Origin of the sequence: Streptomyces deccanensis (genome assembly GCF_022385335.1) — a bacterium.
Classification (GTDB): Bacteria; Actinomycetota; Actinomycetes; order Streptomycetales; family Streptomycetaceae; genus Streptomyces; species Streptomyces deccanensis.
Genome location: NZ_CP092431.1, coordinates 3593501 through 3612612, shown reverse-complemented (window position 1 = coordinate 3612612; position 19112 = coordinate 3593501). Strand labels below are relative to the sequence as shown.

The following is a 19112-nucleotide window of genomic DNA, read 5'->3' as shown; positions in this document are numbered from 1 at the left end:
CCCACGAGCGCCTGGCTCGTGAGCACCCGGCCCGCGAGCATCCTCAGGCCGATCCTGCCCCCTGAGGCGGGGCCGGGAACGGCAGGATCGCCACTGTTACGTTGTCGTGGCCACCTCCGTCGAGGGCGTGGCCGACCAGGACCTGCGCGCAGTGCAACGGTCGCTCGGCCGCGTCCAGGGGCACGGCCTCGGCCATGTCCTCGGCGGCCTCCGCGTAGTTCCACAGTCCGTCGGTGCACACCACCACTACACCCGGCCGGTCCGGCTTGAAGGAAGCGGTGTGCGGCTCCAGTTCGTACGCGTCCGCGCCGAGCCAGCCGGTGATCGCGTGGGCGCGCTCGTCGGCGTAGGCCTCGGCCTCGTTCATCAGTCCCGCGGACACCATCTGTGCCGCCCACGAGTCGTCCTCGGTGAGCCGGGCGGGGGGCGCGCCGCGGTCCACCGGTACCCAGTAGGCGCGGCTGTCGCCGACCCAGCCGACGACGAGGAGGGTCGGGGTGACGATCGAGCCGACGATGGTGCACGCCGGCGCGTTCTGGTGCGGGGCGTGTTCCTGGGCCGTCTCGGGCTCCTCCGCCAGGGCGTTGACGGCGCTCGCGGCGGCGATGATCGCGTCGTGCATGGCCTGCTGCGGGTGGGTGCCGCGCGGCAGCGAGTCCAGGACCGTCTCGTTGGCGGCGCGGGCCGCGGCGAGGGAGGCGTCGTCGGGGCGGGTCGCGGAGGACACGCCGTCGCAGACGATCGCGACGACCGCGGGGGAGCCGTCGGGCAGCGCGGTCGAGGAGATCGCGAACGCGTCCTCGTTGCGGTGGTGGCGCAGGCCCCGGTCGCTGACGGCGGCGACGGCGCCCAACTCCAGTTCCATGTGGTCGCGTTCGCGGGGCTGGGCGTGCCCGCAGTTCTCGCAGTAGCCGTCCCGGTCGACATGGCCCGCGCGGCAGGCCACGCACACCTTCGTCCCGGCCGGAGGGGTGGCGAGGTCGGTGGTGCGCGGGTCCGGTGGCTGGGGCGCGGCCAGCGGGTACTCGTCGGGCTCGCGGGGCCGGTCGAACCGTACGCCCCGCCCCGGTCCGGGCAGTTCGCCGCCGCCGGAGTCGGTGCCCGGGATGTCGGTGGGGCGGACCACCGGCGGGGGCGTGTCGGAGCTGGGCGGGGAGGCGAGCGGCCAGTCCACGGGCGACGCCGCGTCGGGCGGGTCGCCCGCCGTCCCGTTCATGGTGAGCGTCGGGTGGTCCTCCGGCGGTGCGGGGACCGCCGAGAGGTCATGGCCGCACGCACCGCAGAAGCGGTCGTCCGAGGCGAGGGGCCACTCGCAGATCGGGCACTTCGTCAGCGCGGTCGGCTGGGGCATCTGGGACATCAACTACACCCACGTCCGGGGGCGGTAACGGTTGGCACGTTCCACCAGGTCGATCCTCTCCTCGCCGCCTTGGGCGAGCCGGGCCAGTGTGCGGTACGACCGCTCCAGTCCGAAGCGGAGGCCGCGCTCGTCCAGCGTGCTGCCGAGCAGCACCCGCTCGCCGGCCGGGGGCGCGGCACCCTGGCTCCCGGAGAGTACCCAGTCCAGGGCGCAGCCGAGGACCTCTGTGGACAACTGCTCACGGCGCACCGCGTCCAGACCGTACCCGCCGAGCGCCTCGATCTGCCCGGCGGCCGCGGTCAGATCGTCCAGGAACGGGGCGTCCGGCGTGGTTTCGGCGGTCCCGGTCGAGGGCGGCGCCGACACGGCTCCGAGCGTCGCCTCCGTACGGTGTCTGAGCCGGGCCCGTACGGCGGCGACCCGGGCGGCGGTGTAGTGGATCGACGCCTCCGGTACGGACTCCAGGGTCCGGACGGCGTTCTGCCGGTCCCCGGCGGTCAGCCGCACCCGGGCGAGCCCGAACGCGGCGCTGACGAAGCTGGGGTCGGTCGTCCACACCAGGCGGTAGTACTCGGCGGCGTTGTCCAGCTGCCCCAGCACCTCGGCGCACAGGCCGAGGGCCAGCTTGGGGGCCGGCTCGCCCGGGAAGGCGTCGTAGATCGCGTCGAAGGACAGCGCGGCGTTCTCGTGGTCGCCGGTGGCGAGCGCGGCCACTCCCCGGTACCAGACCACCCGCCAGTCGTCGGGGTGGTCCCGTTCCAGGGCGTCCAGGGTGGCCAGGGCGATGGTGAACTCGGCCATCTCCAGGCGGGCCCGCAGCTCGCGCAGCCGCAGCTCCAGCGAGCCGCTGGGGGCCGCGTGCAGCGCCGTGATCAGCTCGGTCGGCGCGGAGGTCATCAGCCCCGCCAGGAATCCGGCGTTGGGGTCACCCGGGTCCACGCGCGGCACGGGCAGCGCGAGGGCCGCGGCGGCGGTGTCGAGCTGCCGGGTGAGCCGGGGGGCGGGGACGGCGGCGCCGGCGGTCAGCAGGGCGGGCGTACCGGAAGGCGAACCGGAAGGCGAACCACCGTTCCTGGCGGCCGGCTTGTCGCGGCGCGTGCCCAGCCGGGACACGTCCCCGTCCAGCTTCGCGAACAGCTCGGTGTCCGTGACCTTCACCTCGGGCCCGAAGATCGTCGACAGGGCGGGACGGGCCCGGCCCGTCTGCAGCGAGACGACCTCCCGCAGCACGCCCGTCAACTGCTCCGACATCTCCTGCGCGGAGGCGAACCGTCGGGCCGGGTCGGGGTCGGTGGCACGTACCAGCAGCCGGTAGAAGGACTCGTACTGGCGGAAGACCTCGATGTTGTCCGGGTCGGGCAGGGAGTCCACGAACACGTTCGTGTAGCCCTGGAAGTCGAAGGTGAGCACCGCGAGCGTCCGGGCGACCGTGTAGAGGTCGGAGGCGACCGACGGGCCCACGTCGGCGACCTCGGGGGCCTGGTAGCCGACGGTGCCGTAGATGGCGGACTCGTCGTCGTCCATCCTGCGGACCGCGCCCATGTCGATCAGCTTGAGCTGGTCCTCGGTCTGGATCGCGTTGTCGACCTTGAAGTCGCAGTACAGCAGGTTGCGGCTGTGGAGGTGACCGAGCGCCTCCAGCGCCTCGATGCCGTACGCGCACGCCTGCTCCACCGGCAGCGGATCGCGGCGCCCGTCCGGCGTGCGGCGGCCGTTGGCGATCTCCTTCAGCGACTTGCCGCCCACGTACTCCATGACGATGTACCCGTCCAGCGAACCGGTGCGCTGGTCGAGGTGCTCGACGAAGTTGTAGATGCGGACGATGTTGGAGTGCTCGATCTCGGCGAGGAAGCGGCGCTCGGAGATCGCGGCGGCCATCGCGTCCTGGTCGCCGGTGTCCAGCAGACCCTTCAGCACGACCCAGCGGTCCGACACCGCCCGGTCTATCGCCAGGTAGATCCAGCCCAGCCCGCCGTGCGCCAGACAGCCCACGACCTCGTACTGGCCGCGCACGATGTCGCCCGAGTGCAGCTTCGGCACGAAGGAGTACGGGTGGCCGCACTTGGTGCAGAAGCCCTCCGTGCGTCCCGGCCGCTCCCCGCGCGCCCGCCCGACCGGTGCCCCGCAGTCGGAACGCGAGCAGAACCGCTTCCGCTCGGGCACCTCGGCGGTCTCCAGGACCATCGAGCGCGGGTCAGGGCGCGGCACGTCCGGGACCTGGACGAGCCCGACACCGAGCCGCGCCCGCCCCGAGGAACTGGCGGTCTTGCCGGAGCTGCGCACCGACACCGAGCGGCCCGTCGACCGGCCCGACAGGGCACGTGAGAGCCGGCCCGAGACAGAACGCCGGGACTGCGAGGAGCGCCCGGACGTCCGCGAGGAGCGCGAACTGCTGGAACCGGAGCCGCGCGAGCCCCGCCCGCCCCCGGTGATGCCGGTGGGCGGCGAGTTGACCATGCCGCTCGCCGAGACGACCGGCGCCAGACCGCACTCGTCGCAGTACAGCTCGCCGCCGCCCACGTCCTCGTACGAACCCGAGCAACCGGGCCGCTGGCACGACTGCCGTGCCGTCTCCTCGCCCGCCGGGCTCTCCTCCGTCTGACTCACGACTGCTCCTCCCTCCGGTCCTGGGGCGCACGCTGGGCCGGCACCGACTGGCCCAGCACTTCGGCGGCCGCCTGCTGGTAGCGCAGCACCGCCATCTCCGCGACGCGCAGATCACAGGGGGCGCTCCACAGCATGCGGCGCGCCGCGTCGTACCGCTCGACCAGCAGCGCGTCCTCCGCGAAGCCGTGCCGGGCGACCTTCGCCTTGTAGGCGTCGAGCCGGCCGCGCAGCTCCGCGCGGACCGCCAGCGGCGCGGTGACCGCCGTCAACGACTCGCGGGCCCGCAGCAGTTCGTCGTCGGCCTTCTGCTCCAGGGACTCCAGGAGCGGGGAGAGCCGGTGCCACTGCGCGTGTCTGCGGTACTCCGCCGCCATCGCCAACTGCTCCTGCAGCACCGTCGGCGGGCCGCTCACCACGGGCACCTCCGTGGCGGCGATCTTCGCCAGCACCTCACCGCGCGCGCTGCGCGCCTCGGCGAGCGTGCGGTCAGCGCGGCTGAGGACGTCCCGCAGCTTCACCAGCCGGGACTCCGCGTCCTGCCGGACCGTCAGCACGGCGTCGATCTCCCGCCGCACGTCCTCCAGGGCCCGTGCCTCACGGTCGTACGTGGAGGTGTCCGGGCGGCCGCCACCGGGCGCCGAACTGCCCGGCGTGGGCACCCAGAAGGCCAGCGGGTCCGAGACGACCTGCTCACGGAGCCGGGTGAGGGTACGGGTGATCCGCTCCAGGTCGTCGCCTGCCGGGTGCTCGCCGGGGCGTACGCCCACGGAGTGCGCGAGCTGACGGGTGCGCTGGAGCTCGGCGGCCAGGAGATCGATCCTGGCGGGCAGCGCGGACCACACCGCGTCGGCGGCCACGACCATGTCCAGCGAGGACGCGTACAGGTCGTTCATCCGGTCCACCAGCGTGGCCAGCGAGAACTGTTCGCTGAGGCGGGTCGTGCCCTGCAGCGTCGGAGCGTTCGCCATCGCCGTCGCGGAGCCGGCGACCGTGACCGCCTCGCCGCGCAGCAGTTCGGTCAGCTCCACCAGGTCCTCACGGCTGGACCAGCGGCGCCGCGAACGGATCTCCCGGGCGCTGTGCAACGCGTCCGTGTACGCGTCGAAGTACGCCCACAGCAGCGTGATCGACGCGTCCGCGGCGGTCCAGCGCTCCTTGGTGACGCCGGTCAGCTCGGCGCCTTCGAGCAGCCTGCGGCCCGCGTGGTCCTGCAGGGCGAGCAGCGAGGTCTCGATGGCCTCGTGCTCCGCGCCGAGCCGCGCGAGCGCACGGTCCACCTCGTCCCGGTCCATCACCGGCCCGGTGGATCCCGCGACGCCCATCGATCACCTCTCGCTGCTGTCGGTGTCCGTCAGTTGAATGCGGTCCTCTGTATGCGGTCCTCGTACGTCGGTCCCGGTGCGTCAGTCCCTGTACTGCTGGGGGGACCGGGGCCGGGAGTCCGCCGGAGTCCCCGGCATCGTGGCGGACAGCCACTTGGTGTACGACTCCTGCCAGCCGTCCTTGAGATAGTCCACCAGTACCTGGTTGACCCGGCGTACCAGATCCTCCGCGTCCAGGTGCATCGCCACGCCGTAGTACTCGGTCGTGAACGGCGCGCCCTTGAGAGCGACCGTCGGGTCCTGCGCCGCCTGGCTCGCGGCGAGGGCGCCGTCGGTGACCACGGCGTCGACCTCGCCGAGCTGGAGCCTGACCAGGCAGTCGAGTTGATTGGGGACCGGGGGGTAGATGACGGCGGACGAGACGGAGGTTCCCTTCTCCTTGTCGGCCTTCAGCCGCTTCAACGCGGTGGAAGTGGCCGCCGTACAGATCTTCTTGCCCGCCAGCGTCTTGTCATAGCCCTTGATCGTCGAGGACTTGGGCGCCAACAACTGCTGGCCGGTCCTGAAGTACGGCTGGGAGAAGGCGACGCTCCCCATCCGCTCACAGTTGATCGTCATGGTGCGGACCACCATGTCGACCTGCTTCTCCTGGATCGCGTGGACGCGCTGGTTCGTGGGCACCGCCCGGAAGCGGACCTTCGTCCGGTCGCCCAGGATCTCCTCGGCGATCCGGTGCGCGAGGTCGATGTCGAAGCCCTCCAACTCGGCGTCCGCGTCCGTGTTGTTCGGGTCGCGGTAGCCCCAGCGGAAGCTGTTCTGATCGACGCCGATCCGCAGATAACCACGCTTCTCGATCTCGGCGATCGTCCTGCCGGACATGTCCCTGGAGGGGCGCAGGCTCTGGTCCTGGGAGGTGGCGTCGTCACACTTCTCGTCCGCCCGCGCCTGGACGCCCCGGGCAACCCCCGGGCCGCCCGTGGTGACGTCGCCGCGCGTGCCCTTCACCGGGAGCACCAGGGCGAAAACCAGGGTCAGGGCGCAGAGGACCGCCATGGCGCCCACGCCGCCCCAGCCCCTGAGGCCGGCTCGCAGGCGTCGCATCGCATTCATCGCTCCTCCTTCCACCGAGTCTCCTCCCGCCGTCGTCACCGGTACTCCGAAAGCCTGCGTCCGATGCCCAGCACCGCGCCGGCCGCGCCCAGCACCGCCAGGACGGCCGCCCCCACGGGGAGCCCGAGCATCGCGTCACGGCCGCCCTCGGCCGCCAGCTCGAACTCTCTCTTCTCGTGCTTGCTCGCGGCGTTCAGGTTCTGGTCGACCTCGTCGAAGCACTCGCCCGTCGGTTGGTCGCCCTGCGGGCACTCGGTCGTCGCGGTGCCGCCGATCACCTGGCTGAGGGCGCACTTGTATTCGCCCTTCTCGTCGGCGTCGCGGGCGCTCCCGTGCCGAGTCAGCCACTCGGCCATGCCGGCGCCGGCGGCTTTCAGGGGCTTCTCGCCGCTGGCGTCGTCGGCGAGATCCTCGGCGGCCGCCAGCTGCTTCTTCAGCGTGGCCATGCTCGTGTCGAAGCGGAGGTCGTACTTGTCCACGACGTCGCCCTTGGCGTTCTCGACGGTCTCCGCACCCCGGCTGATCAGCGTCAGGTTCTCGTTGCCCCGTGCCGTGAGGGAGGCGATACGCGCGTCGTTCAGCACGGTCAGGGACCGTACGCCGTTGTCGTACGAGTCGTTCAGCCCGGCGCGGGCGACGGTGTGGCCGCCGGCCAGCCACAGCAGGACGACGGTGGAGGCGGCCGTCGCGGCGACCAGGCCGTGGTTCAACACCCGGTTCGTCCGCCGGTAGTTGCGCCGCTGGGCCCAGACGAGGCCGCTGATGGCGAGGACGCCGAGACCGAGCGCGGCCCACGGATAGGCCGTGGCGTCCGCGTAGTCGTCACGGAGCCGCTGGTTCTCGTTGTCGTAGATGCTCTGCGCCTCTTCGAGCATGCCCTGCATCTTGTCGTTCGCGTAGCGCAGATAGGCGCCGCCCAGGGGGTAGCCCAGCCGGTTGTTGGCGCGGGCCCGCTCGACCAGGCCCTTGTACTCGGGCAACAGGGCGTTCAGGTCGGAGACGCGCTTCTCGGAGTCCGAGCCGGGCTCCGAGGCCGACGCGGCGAACGCCAGTCTGTCGGCGGCCTCCTTGATCTCCGCCTCGTACTTCTTGCGGGACTCCTCCGTCTCCTGCCCGCCCGCGAGGAACCCGCTGGAGGCCGCCGTGTTGGCGGCGGCCAGCGAACTGTAGATCTCGGCGGCGGCCGAGCTGAGCGGCTGGCTGCCGTGGAGGACGTCGTCGGCGGCGGCCGCGCGGTCGTTCATCTGCCAGGCGGTGACGGAGCCGAACGCGACGACCAGGAGGGCGAGGACGGCGCCGATGATGCGCAGCCGGCCGGGCTCGGTCGTCGCCGCGGCACGCAACTGGTCCACGCCCTCGGCGAACGCGGTCCGGCGCGGCGGCCCGCCGTCCGGGGCCGGGGGTGGCGCGGGGGCCCTCGGTACGGGTGCGGCCTGAGACGGCACGGCGGGGCCCGGGCCCGTGGGTGGTGCCGTCGGTGCCGCGCTGCCCTCCGGCGTGAATGTCACCTGACCTCCCCCTGGTCATCCGTCCATCGCTTCCGCCCGCTCGCACGGACAGAGGTGCACGGCCGCAAGTATCGCCGTCGGGACTGACAACGCACAGACCCTGACTCGATCTTGTTCCCCGATCGTGTCCGTAGGCGCTGTGCTTGTCGGATTCCGGCGCAGCACAAGGCTTCCCGCACCACCCCCTGCCCATGAATACGCGCTTGGTTCGGGTTCGGTTCCCTGGGGGTTCGAACGCGTTCGCGGGGGAGATCCGGAGGTGGCGGGGGAGCGGGTCAGCCCTTCTCGTAGTGCGCCCGCACGCGCGCGTGCACGCCGCGCGGCGCGCCCACGTGGTCGAGCCCGAGCAGTGCCGCGCCCAGGACCGGGGCGGCCGTGACCACCCGGGGGACGGCCTTGGGCGCGGCGGCGGCCAGCGCCTCGCGGATCCGGGCGTCGAGGAGCGGGTGCCGGGCGGCGAGGACACCGCCGCCGAGGAGGACGGGGGTCTCCTCGCCGAGGAGGTCCAGGCGGGTCAGGGCCACCGTCGCCATGGCGACCACCTCCTCGGCCATACGGTCCACCAGCGAGCGGGCCACCGGGTCGCCGCCGGTCGCCGTGGCGAAGAGGACCGGGGTCAGCTCATGGCGGCGTACGGCCGGGATGTGCCCCAGGTGCAGGGCCTCGACCAGGGCGTACACGGAGTCCAGGCCGAAGTGCCCGGGCAGCGTCGTGGTGAGCGCGGTGGGACCGCCCCGGCCGTCCTCGGCGCGGGCCGCGTGCCACATGGCCTCCTCGGCCAGGCCCCAACCGCCGCCCCAGTCGCCGGAGATGCGCCCCAGCGCGGGGAAGCGGGCGGTGCGACCGTCGGGGCGCATGCCGACGCAGTTCACGCCGGCACCGCACACCACCGCCACGCCCCGGGGCTCGGCCACGCCGGCTCGCAGGATCGCGAAGGTGTCGTTGCGGACCTCGACGGTCGTGCCCCACGCGCGCGTGCGCAGCGCCGCCGCCAGCCCCTGTTCCTCCACGGGGAAGTCGGCGTTCGCCAGACACGCCGAGACATGGTCGACCGAGCCGACTCCGGCCTCGGCGAAGGCCCGGCCCACGACCTCCGCGAGGCCGTCGACCGCCGTGGTCACGCCGACCGTCGGCGGCTGGAACCCGCCGCCGCGCGCCGTGCCCAGCACCTCCCCGTCGGGCGCGATCACGGCCACGTCGGTCTTGCTGTTGCCGGCGTCGACGGCGAGCACACTCCCGCGCAGGCCCTCACGCCCGCGCCCGCCCCCGAGCGCACTCCTGCCCCCGCCGAGTGCACTCCCGCGCACGCCCGCGCCCGAATCGGCGTGGGCGCCCGCCGGTGAACTCCCGCGCACGCCGTCGCTCATGCCCACGCGAGGTGCTCCCGGTTGTGTGCGAGCAGTCGGTCGGTGAGGGCCTCGGCGTACGCGTACTGGCCGATCAGGGGATGGGAGAGCAGGGCCCGGAAGACCCGGTCCCGGCCGCCGCGCAGGGCCGCGTCGAGGGCCAGGTCCTCGTACGCGGTCACGTTCGCCATCAGGCCCGCGTACAGCGGGTCCACGGTCGGCACCGGCAGCGGGGCCGCGCCGTCCGGGCCCACGGCCGCCTGCACCTCGATCACCGCGTCGGCCGGCAGGAACGGCAGCGTGCCGCCGTTGCGGGTGTTCACCACCTGGTACGGGCTGCCCCCGGCGCCCAGCAGCGACGCGGCGAGGTCGACGGCCGCCTCCGAGTAGAAGGCCCCACCTCGCTTGGCGAGCAGCGCGGGCTTCTCGTCGAGCGCGGGGTCGGCGTACATCTCCAGCAACTCCCGCTCCATCGCGGCGACTTCGGCGGCCCGGGACGGCTTGGTCCCCAGCTCCCGCACGACCTCGTCGTGGGCGTAGTAGTAGCGCAGGTAGTAGGACGGGACCGCGCCGAGGCGGTCCAGCACCGGGCGGGGCAGACGCAGGTCGGCCGCGATCCGCTCGCCGTGGTCGGCCAGCAGCTTCGGCAGGACGTCCTCGCCCGCGGGGCCACCGAGGCGGACCCCGGTCTCCCAGGTGAGGTGGTTGAGGCCCACGTGGTCCAGGTGGACCTCGGCGGGGGCCACGCCGAGATGGGCGGCGAACTTCCGCTGCAGACCGATCGCCACGTTGCACAGGCCGACCGCCTTGTGGCCGGCCCCGAGCAGGGCGCGGGTCACGATCCCCACCGGGTTGGTGAAGTCGATGATCCAGGCGTCCGGGTTGGTCCGGCGCACCCGCTCGGCGATGTCCAGGACGACCGGGACCGTGCGCAGCGCCTTCGCCAGGCCGCCCGCGCCGGTGGTCTCCTGACCGACACAGCCGCACTCCAGCGGCCAGGTCTCATCCCGCTCCCGGGCTGCCTGGCCGCCGACGCGGAGCTGCAGGAGCACGGCGTCGGCGCCCTCGACGCCCCGGTCCAGGTCACCGGTGGTGACGATGCGGCCCGGGTGCCCCTGCCGGGCGAAGATCCGGCGGGCCAGACCGCCGACCAGCTCCAGCCGGTCGGCGGCCGGATCGACGAGCACCAGCTCCTCGATCGGCAGGGTGTCCCGGAGCCGGGCGAACCCGTCGACGAGTTCGGGCGTGTAGGTCGAGCCTCCGCCGACCACGGTGAGCTTCATAGCTGTATCAACCCTTAACTCCGGTCAGGGTGACGCCTTCGACGAACGCCTTCTGGGCGAAGAAGAACACGAGGATCACGGGGGCCATGACCAGCACGGTCGCGGCCATGGTCAGGTTCCAGTCTGTGTGGTGGGCGCCCTTGAAGGACTCCAGGCCGTAACTGAGCGTCCAGGCGGCCGGGTTCTCGGAGGCGTAGATCTGCGGTCCGAAGTAGTCGTTCCAGGCGTAGAAGAACTGGAACAGGGCGACGGCCGCGATGCCCGGCTTCGCCATCGGCAGGACGACCCGCAGCAGGGTGCGCAGTTCGCCGCAGCCGTCGACCCGGGCCGCGTCCAGGTACTCGTTCGGGATGGTCATCAGGAACTGCCGCAGCAGGAAGATGGAGAACGCGTCCCCGAACGCCATCGGGATGATCAGCGGCCACAGCGAACCGGACAGGTCCATCTGCTTGGCCCAGAACAGGTACATCGGGATCACCACGACCTGCGGCGGCAGCATCATCATCGAGATGACCAGCATCAGCGCCAGACCACGGCCCCGGAAGCGGAACTTGGCGAGCGCGTACGCCACGGGCACGGACGACACGACGGTGAGGAGCGTGCCGAGGCCCGTGTAGACCAGGGTGTTCCGCCACCAGGTCAGGAAGCCGGGGGTGTCCAGCACCTGCCGGTAGTTGCCCCACTCCCAGGTGTCCGGGAGCAGATCGCGGGTGAGCGCCTGCTGGTCGCTCATCAGCGAGGTGAGCACGACGAAGACGAAGGGCAGGGTGAAGAAGAGCGCGGCGGCCACGCCCAGGGAGTGGACGGCGATCCACTCCAGCAGGGCCCGGCGGCGGGCGGTGCGCTCGCTCGCCGGGGCGGCGACCGGCGCCACGGCCCGGTCGGGCGCGTCGAGTAGTTGGGTCATCAGTCACCCGCTCCGATCAGTCCGCCCCGGCGCCGCATCAGCAGCGCGGTGAACACCATCGACAGGGCGAACAGCACGAGGGCGACCACACAGGCGGAGCCGTAGTCGAAGCGCTGGAAGCCCAGGTTGTAGACGAGCTGGGGCAGCGTCAGGGTCGACTTGTCCGGGTAGCCCGGCTCGAACTGCTGCCCGGAGCCGCCGATGATGCCGGAGGCGACCTTTCCGGCCACCAGGGGCTGCGTGTAGTACTGCATGGTCTGGATCACGCCCGTGACCACGGCGAACATCACGATCGGCGAGATGCTCGGCAGCGTCACGAACCGGAACCGCTGCCAGGCAGACGCCCCGTCCAGCTCGGCGGCCTCGTACTGCTCCTTCGGGACGTCGAGCAGCGCGGCCATGAAGATGACCATCAGGTCGCCCACGCCCCACAGCGCGAGCGCGGTGAGCGCCGGCTTGGACCAGGCGGGGTCGGTGAACCAGCCGGGCGTCGGCAGACCCAGTCCGTCGAGGACCGAGTTGACCGGCCCGGTCCCGGGGTTGAGGAGGAAGACGAAGGCCAGCGTCGCCGCGACCGGCGGGGCGAGGTACGGCAGATAGAACAGGGTGCGGAAGACACCCGTCCCGGTCTTGATCCTGGTGATCAGCAGACCGACGCCGAGTCCGAAGACCACCCGGCAGGTGACCATGACCAGCACGAGCCAGAGCGTGTTGCGCAGGGCCGGCCAGAACATCGGATAGTCGTGGAAGACATAGGACCAGTTGCCGAGGCCGCGGAACTGGGGGGCGCCGAAGCCGTCGTACTTCATGAACGAGAAGTAGACGGTGGACACCAGGGGGTAGGCGAAGAAGACGCCGAACCCGATGAGCCACGGTGACAGGAAGGCCACCGTCCGAAGCGCCGACCTGCGGCGCTTCGTGCGGAGAGTGAGCGTGGACACCGGGCGCTACTTCGCCTGCGCGATGTCGGTGTCGATCTGCTTCGCGGTCTTCTCCAGGCCCTTGTGGAGGTCCGTCACCTTGCCGGACTCGTACTGGTAACCGAAGTCCTGCAGCGTCGTCTGGTACGTGGAGCCGTTGACGGAGGCCGGCGGGGTGTTGGAGTGCTCGTTCTGGGCGATGTCCAGGAAGGTCTGGAAGCCCTCGTCCACCTTCAGGTCGGGCGACTTCAGGGCCGCGAACGTGGACGGCACGTTGTGGATGGCGTTGGCGAAGGAGACGACGGCCTCGGTGTCGGTCGTCAGGTACTTCACCAGCTCCCAGGCCGCGTTCTGCTTCTCGCTCTGCGGGGCGATGCCGATGATCGTGCCGGAGAGGAAGCCCTTGCCGTACTCGTCCACCTCGTCGTCGGCCACGGGCAGCGGGGCGGTGCCGATCTTGAAGTCCGTCCCGGCCGCCTCGGCCATCCCGAGCCGCCACTCGCCGTCCAGCTGCATGGCCACCTGCCCGGTCTGGAACGGGTGCTTGGCGCCCCACTCGTCACCGAAGGTGTTCCGGTACTTCTCCAGCTTCGCGAAGCCGCCGAGCGAGTCCACGAGCTTCTTCTGGTACGTGAACATCTCCGCGAACGCCGGGTCCTTGGCGATGTTCGACTTGCCGTCCGCGTCGAAGTACGCGTGGTCCCACTGCGACATGTAGTGGTCCACGACCGTCTCGTAGCCGTGGTAGTTCGGCATGAAGCCCAGCTGGGAGTAGCTGTCGCCCTTGGTCTTGGTCAGCTTCTCCGCGACCTCGGCGAACTCCGACCACGTCTTCGGCGGGGCCTTGATGCCCGCCTCCTCGAACGCGTCCTTGTTGTAGTACAGCCCGTACGCGTCCCCCAGCAGCGGCAGCGCGCACCGGGTGCCCTCGAACTGGGTGTAGTCCAGCATCGGCTTCGGGATGATCTTGTCGAGGTCGAGCTTCGACTTCTCGATGAAGGGCTTCAGATCGGCGAAGGCCCCGGAGGAGCAGAACTTGCCGATGTTGGACGTGGTGAACGAGGACACGACGTCCGGACCGTTCGAACCGCCCGCCCGCAGCGCCTGGTTGAGCTTGTCGTCGTTGATGTTCCCGACGACCTTCACCGTGATGTTCGGGTGCTCCTTCTCGAACCGGTCCACGTTCGCCTGGATCGCCTTCACCTCGCCGGGCGCGCTCCACCCGTGCCAGAAGGTGATCGTCGTCCTGGCGTTCGGGTCGTCGGAGGCGGTGGACTCGGACTGCCCCGTACAGGCGGTGGCGAGGAGGGCGAGGGAGGCGGTGGCGGCGAGAGCGATTGCCGCGTTCTTGGATATTCCGGACATGGCGGAGTCTCCTGAGGGAGGGGAGAGGTGATCTGGAAGGAAGGGGGCGCGCCCGGGAAACCCGAGGGGCGCGGGGAACTGCGCGACCAGCCACTGACGGCCCGCAGCTTCTGAACGATCAATCAGCGCGAGGTGTCGAAGACTTCGTCACGGGTCGCCGCGAGCGCACTCTCCAACGCCCCCCGCAGTACGGGGTGTTCGAGTACGGCACCGAGAACCAGCCGCGGTCGGGACGCGGCCAGTTCCCCCAGCTCGGCCTCCACGAGAGCCCGCAACGGCTCCCCGCCGGAGATCAGCGCCGAACCGCTGAGAACGATCAGCTCGGGATCGAGCACGGTCACGAGTGCGGCCAGACCGGTCGCGACGCCCGTGGCGTACGTGGCCAGAAGTTGACGGTGAGGTGCGGCGTCGATGTCGGCGGCTGCCCGGGCGACGAGCTCCGCCGCGACCTCGGTGTAGGACCCGTCCGGGATCGGGGAGATCCCCAGCTCGCGGGCGAGCCGGGGAATGATCTGCGAACCGGCGAGCTCCTGGAAGCCCCCGCTGTTCGCCTTGGTGACCTGGCGGACCAGCGGCACGCCGGGGACCGGCAGGAAGCCGACCTCGCCGGCGCCCCCGGTGAACCCCCGGTGCAGCCGACCGCCGAGGACGACCGCGGCGCCGAGGCCGCCCTCGTTCCACAGCAGCACGAAGTCGTCGTGGCCCTTGGCCGCGCCCAGCCGTTGTTCGGCGAGCGCGGCGAGGTTCACGTCGTTCTCGTACTCCACCGGCATCGGCAGCGCGGCGGCGAGTTCGTCGAGGAGGGTGGGGGAGTGCCAGCCGGGCAGGTGCGAGGCGTACCGCAGCCGGCCGGTGGTGGGGTCGAAGGCGCCCGGCGTGCCGATGACCGTCCGGCGCACGTCGGACCGGGTGAGCCCGGCGGCCTTGATCGCCCCGTCGAGGGCGGTGGTGACCTGCCGTACGACGGGTTCGGCGGGGCGGCGTCCGGGGGTGGGGACGGCGTGCTCGCCTACCGTGCGGCCGGTGATGTCGGCGACGGCGGCCAGGACGCGTTCGGGGGTGACGTCGAGGCCGGCGGCGTACGCGGCGGTCGGGTCGACCGCGTAGAGCTGGGCGTTGGGGCCGGGTCGGCCCGTACCGGATCCTCTTCGGCCGGACCCGTCCTCGCCCGGACCGCCGTCGCGGGGTCCGTCCGCGCCGGTGCCCGTGGCGACCACGAGTCCGGCCGCTTCGAGGCGGGCCAGGAGCTGGGAGGCGGTCGGCTTGGACAGCCCCGTCAGCCTGCCGAGCCGGGTCCGCGAGAGCGGGCCGTGCTCCAGCAGCAGATCGAGTGCGGCGCGGTCGTTCATGGCGCGCAGTACGCGCGGGGTTCCTGCCATGGGTCCGCCACCTGCCCAACTGTTAGGAAAGTTTCCTATCGGATGCCAGGACGATAGGACTAGACCAGACCGCCGTCAATATCCGGCCACGAAAAAAGCCCCCGGGAGGCGAGGAGTCGTCTCCCGGGGGCCGGTGCCCGCGAGACCGCGGGCGCGGCCTCGCGGACGGTGGTGGCTACTTCACGTCGACGAAGTCCGCCGCCGACGTCTTCGCCGCGGTGGTGGACGTGCCGGCGAACTTGTACCGGAACGAGCCGTCCTTCGCGGCCTTCACGGTGGTGGACAGGGCCCCGCCCGTGCCGGAGGTCACCGTCTTCACGTCGGTGTAGGCGGTGGCGCCCTTGGCCTTGAACTGGAGGGTGACCTTCTGGCCCTTGTAGCCCGCGTACTTGCCGGTGTTCCAGTCGGCCCGGGTGAGCGCGCCCTTGACCGTCAGGGTCTTGCCCTTGGCGACCGGCTCCGGGGTGGCGTTCACCGTGACCTTGGAGATCCGCTGGAGCTTGGCGGTGCCGAGGTTGCCCCAGACATCGGTGCCGCTGTGGAAGCCGATGTGCCCGTCGGAGTCGTCCTCGTCGATCGCGGCCTCGACGTAGAGGGCGGCGGCCTTCCAGTCGGTGGCGTCAGCGGCCGCGTAGAGCTGGCGGGGGTCGATGGTGAGCTTCGTCGAGCAGGACTCGGTCACCGTGGTGTCGGTCGTCGCCGTCGTCGTGCAGGTGGGCTTCCGGGAGGAGCTCTCGACCGCGTTGTCGGGCTCCGCGAGCCGGCCCCGGTAGAGGGCGACGCCCAGGAAGTTGTTCTTGTAGTCGATGACGAAGTCGTCCGGCCGGGTGAAGCTGTACGTGACCGGCACGGTCACCGCGGCCCGGGTGCCGACCGCGATCGGCTTGCCGTTGTTGACCGTGATGGTGCCGAAGGTCAGATCCGGCGAGTCGGCCAGCGCGGCGGGCGCGGCCAGGCCGGTGAGAGCCAGAGCGCCGGACACGACGGCGCCTATGGCGAGCTTGCGCATGAGTCCCCACATTCGTGGCGGGCCCCTGGGCGTTGCGCTCCAGAACAAGGGCCCGCTGTTGGGGGTGACACTAGGCGATCATGTGTGCGAGGGGAATGCGGGGTACCTGTGAAGACGGTTCCGAAGGTGCAGGTCAAGCGGATGTGAGCGTTCCAGAAGCACCCGCGACGCGTACCGGGTGCCCCTGCGGCGAGGGCACCCGGCCATGCAAAAACCCGGACCGTCAGGCGGAGATGCCGTCGATCCGGGCCAGCGCGTCGTCCGCGCCGTACGGCTGCAGGTAGGGCAGCCAGCGCGGGTCCCTATGGCCCGTGCCGATGATGCGCCAGGCCAGCCCGGTGGGCGGAGCGGGTTTGTGGCGGAGCCGCCAGCCGATCTCGACGAGATGACGGTCTGCCTTGACATGGTTGCAGCGGCGGCACGACGCGACGACGTTGTCCCAGACGTGCTTGCCCCCGCGACTGCGCGGGATGACGTGGTCGACGCTGGTTGCGACGCCACCGCAGTACATGCACCGGCCCCCGTCACGGGCGAACAGCGCCCTACGGGTCAGAGGAACGGGCCCCCGATAGGGAACCCGGACGAATCGCTTGAGCCGGACCACGCTGGGTGCGGGGACTGTGACGGTCGCGCTGTGCAGATAGGCGCCGGATTCTTCCAGGGAGACGGCCTTGTTCTCCAGGACGAGGACGAGCGCGCGGCGGAGCGGTACGACGCCGAGCGGCTCGTACGACGCGTTGAGGACCAGGACGTGCGGCACGGATGCCTCCTTGTACGCCGGCGGCGCGTGGCTCGCGCCGTGGACGATCCGTAGTCAGTCTCCCCTCAGGCCTGGTGGAAGCGCCACCATGTCCCGGTAACGGGCTGGGAGTGTTTTCGACCACACCTCATTCATCCCCCGCCGTGTGCGCCCTTCACTCCCTGGTGAGCGCCCTGTCTCCCTCGGACATGGCGGGGACCTCCACACAATGCCCCGTTAGTGTGGTGGGCCTGCCCGTCCGGTGACCTTTCCGTGACCCGACGGATCTTGACCGCCGTGCCGGAGGGCAGATAACGCACCTGGAGGTATCCGCCGTGTCGCCCGTTTCTTCCCTGCCCCTCCTACTGGCCGCCGCCACGCCGTCGCCGTCCCCCTCGGAGACGACGACACCGGCCGTGCCGTCGCTGGAGGACGCCCAGGAGAGCGCGACCAACGCCGCCAGCTGGGTCGAGGAGAACTGGTCCACATGGCTGGCCATCGGTCTCCGCGTCCTGCTGATCGTGGTGATAGCGGCGGTGCTGAGAGTGGTGGTCCGGCGGGCGATCACCAAGCTGATAGACCGGATGAACCGCTCCGTCCCGGGCGTCGAGGGCACCACACCGACCCTCGGCGGTCTGCTGGTCAACGTCGAGCGCCGCCGCCAGCGCTCCCAGGCCATCGGCTCGGTCCTGCGCTCGGTCGCGTCCTTCCTGATCCTGGGCACCGCCGCCCTCATGATCCTCGGCACCTTCGAGATCAACCTCGCTCCGCTGCTGGCCTCCGCCGGTGTCGCGGGCGTCGCCATCGGTTTCGGCGCCCGGAACCTCGTCACGGACTTCCTCTCCGGCGTCTTCATGATCCTGGAGGACCAGTACGGCGTCGGCGACACCGTCGACGCGGGCGTCGCCTCCGGCGAGGTCATCGAGGTCGGCCTGCGCGTCACCAAGCTGCGCGGCGACAACGGCGAGATCTGGTACGTCCGCAACGGCGAGGTCAAGCGCATCGGCAACCTCTCCCAGGGCTGGGCCACGGCCGGCGTCGACGTCACCGTCCGCTACGACGAGGACCTCGACAAGGTCCGCCGCACCCTGACGGAGGTCGGCGAGGCGATGAGCAAGGAGGAGCCCTGGAACGAGCTCCTGTGGGGCCCCATCGAGGTCCTCGGCCTCGACGACGTGCTGCTGGACTCGATGGTCGTCCGCGTCTCCGCCAAGACCATGCCCGGCAAGGCCCTCACGGTCGAGCGGGAGCTGCGCTGGCGCATCAAGAAGGCCTTCGACGCGGCCGACATCCGCATCGTCGGCGGCGTCCCCGCCACCGCGCCCGACGCCACGGACGACCCGACCGCCGCGGTCGCCGCCCCGTCCGTCTACGCCAACACGGCCTCCCCCCAGTCGGAACGGGCGACCCCGATCGCCCCGGCGACGAAGTAGGCGGTACGGGAAGCGCTGTCGCCGTAACGGTTGAGCACGCTCGTTCGAGTGAAGGGAGCGGAATTCCGGCACAACGGTCTCTCGGGGCGGGTCACGCTCATGCCGGGGCGCCCGACCCGGGCGTAGCCTGACACCAGTACGGCGAGGAGGGCGAGGGATGAGCGCCGAACCGATCGCGGAAACGGTGATGACGCAGGTGGACCCCATTGACCTGTTGATCGTGTTCGAAGAGGCGTCACCGATGCCGATTCGGCCGGAATACGTCGAGGGGACGGTCATCGTGCCGCCGCAGCCGGACTTCAATCACAGCGACGGCGCCTTCCGGTTGGCTTGTCAGCTCCGTACCGGCGGCTTCGAACTGGCCGCCATCGGTATGGGTTTCCGCGCCGCCCACCAAGACGGCACCACGATGTCCCTGCTGATCCCCGACTTCTACGTCCTGCGTCGTGAGCCGAGTGAACTCGACACCTCGTACCGCAAAGCCCACAAGGGCTGGTACCCCATGGACATGATCGACATGGTGGGCGAGGTCACCTCCACCAACCACGAGACGGACACCGGACCGAAGCTCCGCACCTACGCCGCCGCCGGTGTCCCCGTCTACGTCCTCATCAACCGTCACGCCAAGACGGCCCACTGCCACACCGACCCCGTCCTCCCCGGCGAGGACCCCACTGAGGCCTATTACGCCTCCGAGGTCAAGGTCGACCTCGGGGACCCCCTTCCGCTACCCGCCCCGTACCCCACGTTGGACACCGCTCCTTTCCGCGAGGCCTGACCGGCCCCGCGTACGGCGGCGTCCCAGGAAGCCCCCCGTGGCCTCC

16 protein-coding genes are annotated in these 19112 nt (G+C 71.1%); 3 read left to right on the top strand and 13 right to left on the bottom strand.

Features of this window, described 5'->3' with window-relative positions; translation table 11 throughout:
- Positions 1 to 43: 43 nt before the first annotated feature.
- Complete coding sequence (locus L3078_RS16085; protein ID WP_338059504.1) at positions 44 to 1360, bottom strand: PP2C family protein-serine/threonine phosphatase; 1317 nt, start codon at positions 1358 to 1360, stop codon at positions 44 to 46.
- Between the two features lie 3 nt (positions 1361 to 1363).
- On the bottom strand, positions 1364 to 3649 hold the full coding sequence (locus tag L3078_RS16080) for a serine/threonine-protein kinase (RefSeq protein ID WP_420864069.1): 2286 nt from the start codon (positions 3647 to 3649) through the stop codon (positions 1364 to 1366).
- Between L3078_RS16080 and L3078_RS44945 the strand changes: the two genes are divergently transcribed.
- Complete coding sequence (locus L3078_RS44945) at positions 3627 to 3962, top strand: hypothetical protein (protein ID WP_420864068.1); 336 nt, start codon at positions 3627 to 3629, stop codon at positions 3960 to 3962. The genes L3078_RS16080 and L3078_RS44945 overlap by 23 nt on opposite strands.
- A 1-nt stretch (position 3963) precedes the next feature.
- Here the strand turns inward: L3078_RS44945 and L3078_RS16075 are convergent, their stop codons facing one another.
- The 11 genes from L3078_RS16075 to L3078_RS16025 form a co-directional block, all read right to left on the bottom strand.
- Complete coding sequence (locus tag L3078_RS16075) at positions 3964 to 5289, bottom strand: hypothetical protein (protein WP_239754352.1); 1326 nt, start codon at positions 5287 to 5289, stop codon at positions 3964 to 3966.
- Positions 5290 to 5370: 81 nt separating this feature from the next.
- Positions 5371 to 6390, bottom strand: a complete 1020-nt coding sequence (locus tag L3078_RS16070) for a glutamate ABC transporter substrate-binding protein (protein ID WP_420864067.1) — start codon at positions 6388 to 6390, stop codon at positions 5371 to 5373.
- Between the two features lie 44 nt (positions 6391 to 6434).
- A complete protein-coding gene (locus L3078_RS16065; RefSeq protein ID WP_239754349.1) occupies positions 6435 to 7907 on the bottom strand; it encodes a hypothetical protein in 1473 nt (490 codons plus the stop codon).
- A gap of 275 nt (positions 7908 to 8182) precedes the next feature.
- Positions 8183 to 9139, bottom strand: coding sequence for an N-acetylglucosamine kinase (locus L3078_RS16060; RefSeq protein WP_239760340.1), 957 nt, complete (start codon positions 9137 to 9139; stop codon positions 8183 to 8185).
- Between the two features lie 131 nt (positions 9140 to 9270).
- Positions 9271 to 10536, bottom strand: a complete 1266-nt coding sequence (locus L3078_RS16055) for a 6-phospho-beta-glucosidase (RefSeq protein ID WP_239754348.1) — start codon at positions 10534 to 10536, stop codon at positions 9271 to 9273.
- 7 nt (positions 10537 to 10543) lie between these two features.
- The gene (locus tag L3078_RS16050; protein ID WP_239754347.1) at positions 10544 to 11443 is read right to left on the bottom strand and encodes a carbohydrate ABC transporter permease; all 900 of its coding nucleotides are present in this window, start codon (positions 11441 to 11443) and stop codon (positions 10544 to 10546) included.
- On the bottom strand, positions 11443 to 12384 hold the full coding sequence (locus L3078_RS16045; RefSeq protein WP_239754346.1) for a carbohydrate ABC transporter permease: 942 nt from the start codon (positions 12382 to 12384) through the stop codon (positions 11443 to 11445). The genes L3078_RS16050 and L3078_RS16045 overlap by 1 nt, the downstream gene beginning before the upstream one ends.
- A gap of 6 nt (positions 12385 to 12390) precedes the next feature.
- On the bottom strand, positions 12391 to 13728 hold the full coding sequence (locus tag L3078_RS16040) for an ABC transporter substrate-binding protein (protein WP_239754345.1): 1338 nt from the start codon (positions 13726 to 13728) through the stop codon (positions 12391 to 12393).
- A gap of 122 nt (positions 13729 to 13850) precedes the next feature.
- Positions 13851 to 15107 (bottom strand): ROK family transcriptional regulator, encoded by a 1257-nt coding sequence (locus tag L3078_RS16035; protein ID WP_239754344.1) that lies wholly within the window; start codon positions 15105 to 15107, stop codon positions 13851 to 13853.
- Between the two features lie 175 nt (positions 15108 to 15282).
- Positions 15283 to 16116, bottom strand: coding sequence for a hypothetical protein (locus tag L3078_RS16030; protein ID WP_239754341.1), 834 nt, complete (start codon positions 16114 to 16116; stop codon positions 15283 to 15285).
- Between the two features lie 223 nt (positions 16117 to 16339).
- The gene (locus L3078_RS16025; protein ID WP_033526416.1) at positions 16340 to 16876 is read right to left on the bottom strand and encodes an HNH endonuclease; all 537 of its coding nucleotides are present in this window, start codon (positions 16874 to 16876) and stop codon (positions 16340 to 16342) included.
- Between the two features lie 314 nt (positions 16877 to 17190).
- Between L3078_RS16025 and L3078_RS16020 the strand changes: the two genes are divergently transcribed.
- Together L3078_RS16020 and L3078_RS16015 are read left to right on the top strand one after the other, a co-directional pair.
- Positions 17191 to 18288: a mechanosensitive ion channel family protein gene (locus L3078_RS16020; protein WP_239754338.1), complete on the top strand. Its 1098-nt coding sequence runs from the start codon at positions 17191 to 17193 to the stop codon at positions 18286 to 18288.
- Positions 18289 to 18445: 157 nt separating this feature from the next.
- Positions 18446 to 19066 (top strand): Uma2 family endonuclease, encoded by a 621-nt coding sequence (locus tag L3078_RS16015; protein ID WP_239754336.1) that lies wholly within the window; start codon positions 18446 to 18448, stop codon positions 19064 to 19066.
- Positions 19067 to 19112 lie beyond the last annotated feature (46 nt).

What these genes read in the sequence shown, in the direction of transcription:
- L3078_RS16050 (WP_239754347.1), bottom strand. Translation starts at nt 11,443, where the DNA reads ATGACCCAACTACTCGACGCGCCCGACCGGGCCGTGGCGCCGGTCGCC.
- L3078_RS16035 (WP_239754344.1), bottom strand. Translation starts at nt 15,107, where the DNA reads ATGGCAGGAACCCCGCGCGTACTGCGCGCCATGAACGACCGCGCCGCA.
- L3078_RS16030 (WP_239754341.1), bottom strand. Translation starts at nt 16,116, where the DNA reads ATGCGCAAGCTCGCCATAGGCGCCGTCGTGTCCGGCGCTCTGGCTCTC.
- L3078_RS16040 (WP_239754345.1), bottom strand. Translation starts at nt 13,728, where the DNA reads ATGTCCGGAATATCCAAGAACGCGGCAATCGCTCTCGCCGCCACCGCC.
- L3078_RS16055 (WP_239754348.1), bottom strand. Translation starts at nt 10,536, where the DNA reads ATGAAGCTCACCGTGGTCGGCGGAGGCTCGACCTACACGCCCGAACTC.
- L3078_RS16075 (WP_239754352.1), bottom strand. Translation starts at nt 5,289, where the DNA reads ATGGGCGTCGCGGGATCCACCGGGCCGGTGATGGACCGGGACGAGGTG.
- L3078_RS16070 (WP_420864067.1), bottom strand. Translation starts at nt 6,390, where the DNA reads ATGCGACGCCTGCGAGCCGGCCTCAGGGGCTGGGGCGGCGTGGGCGCC.
- L3078_RS16015 (WP_239754336.1), top strand. Translation starts at nt 18,446, where the DNA reads ATGAGCGCCGAACCGATCGCGGAAACGGTGATGACGCAGGTGGACCCC.
- L3078_RS16085 (WP_338059504.1), bottom strand. Translation starts at nt 1,360, where the DNA reads ATGTCCCAGATGCCCCAGCCGACCGCGCTGACGAAGTGCCCGATCTGC.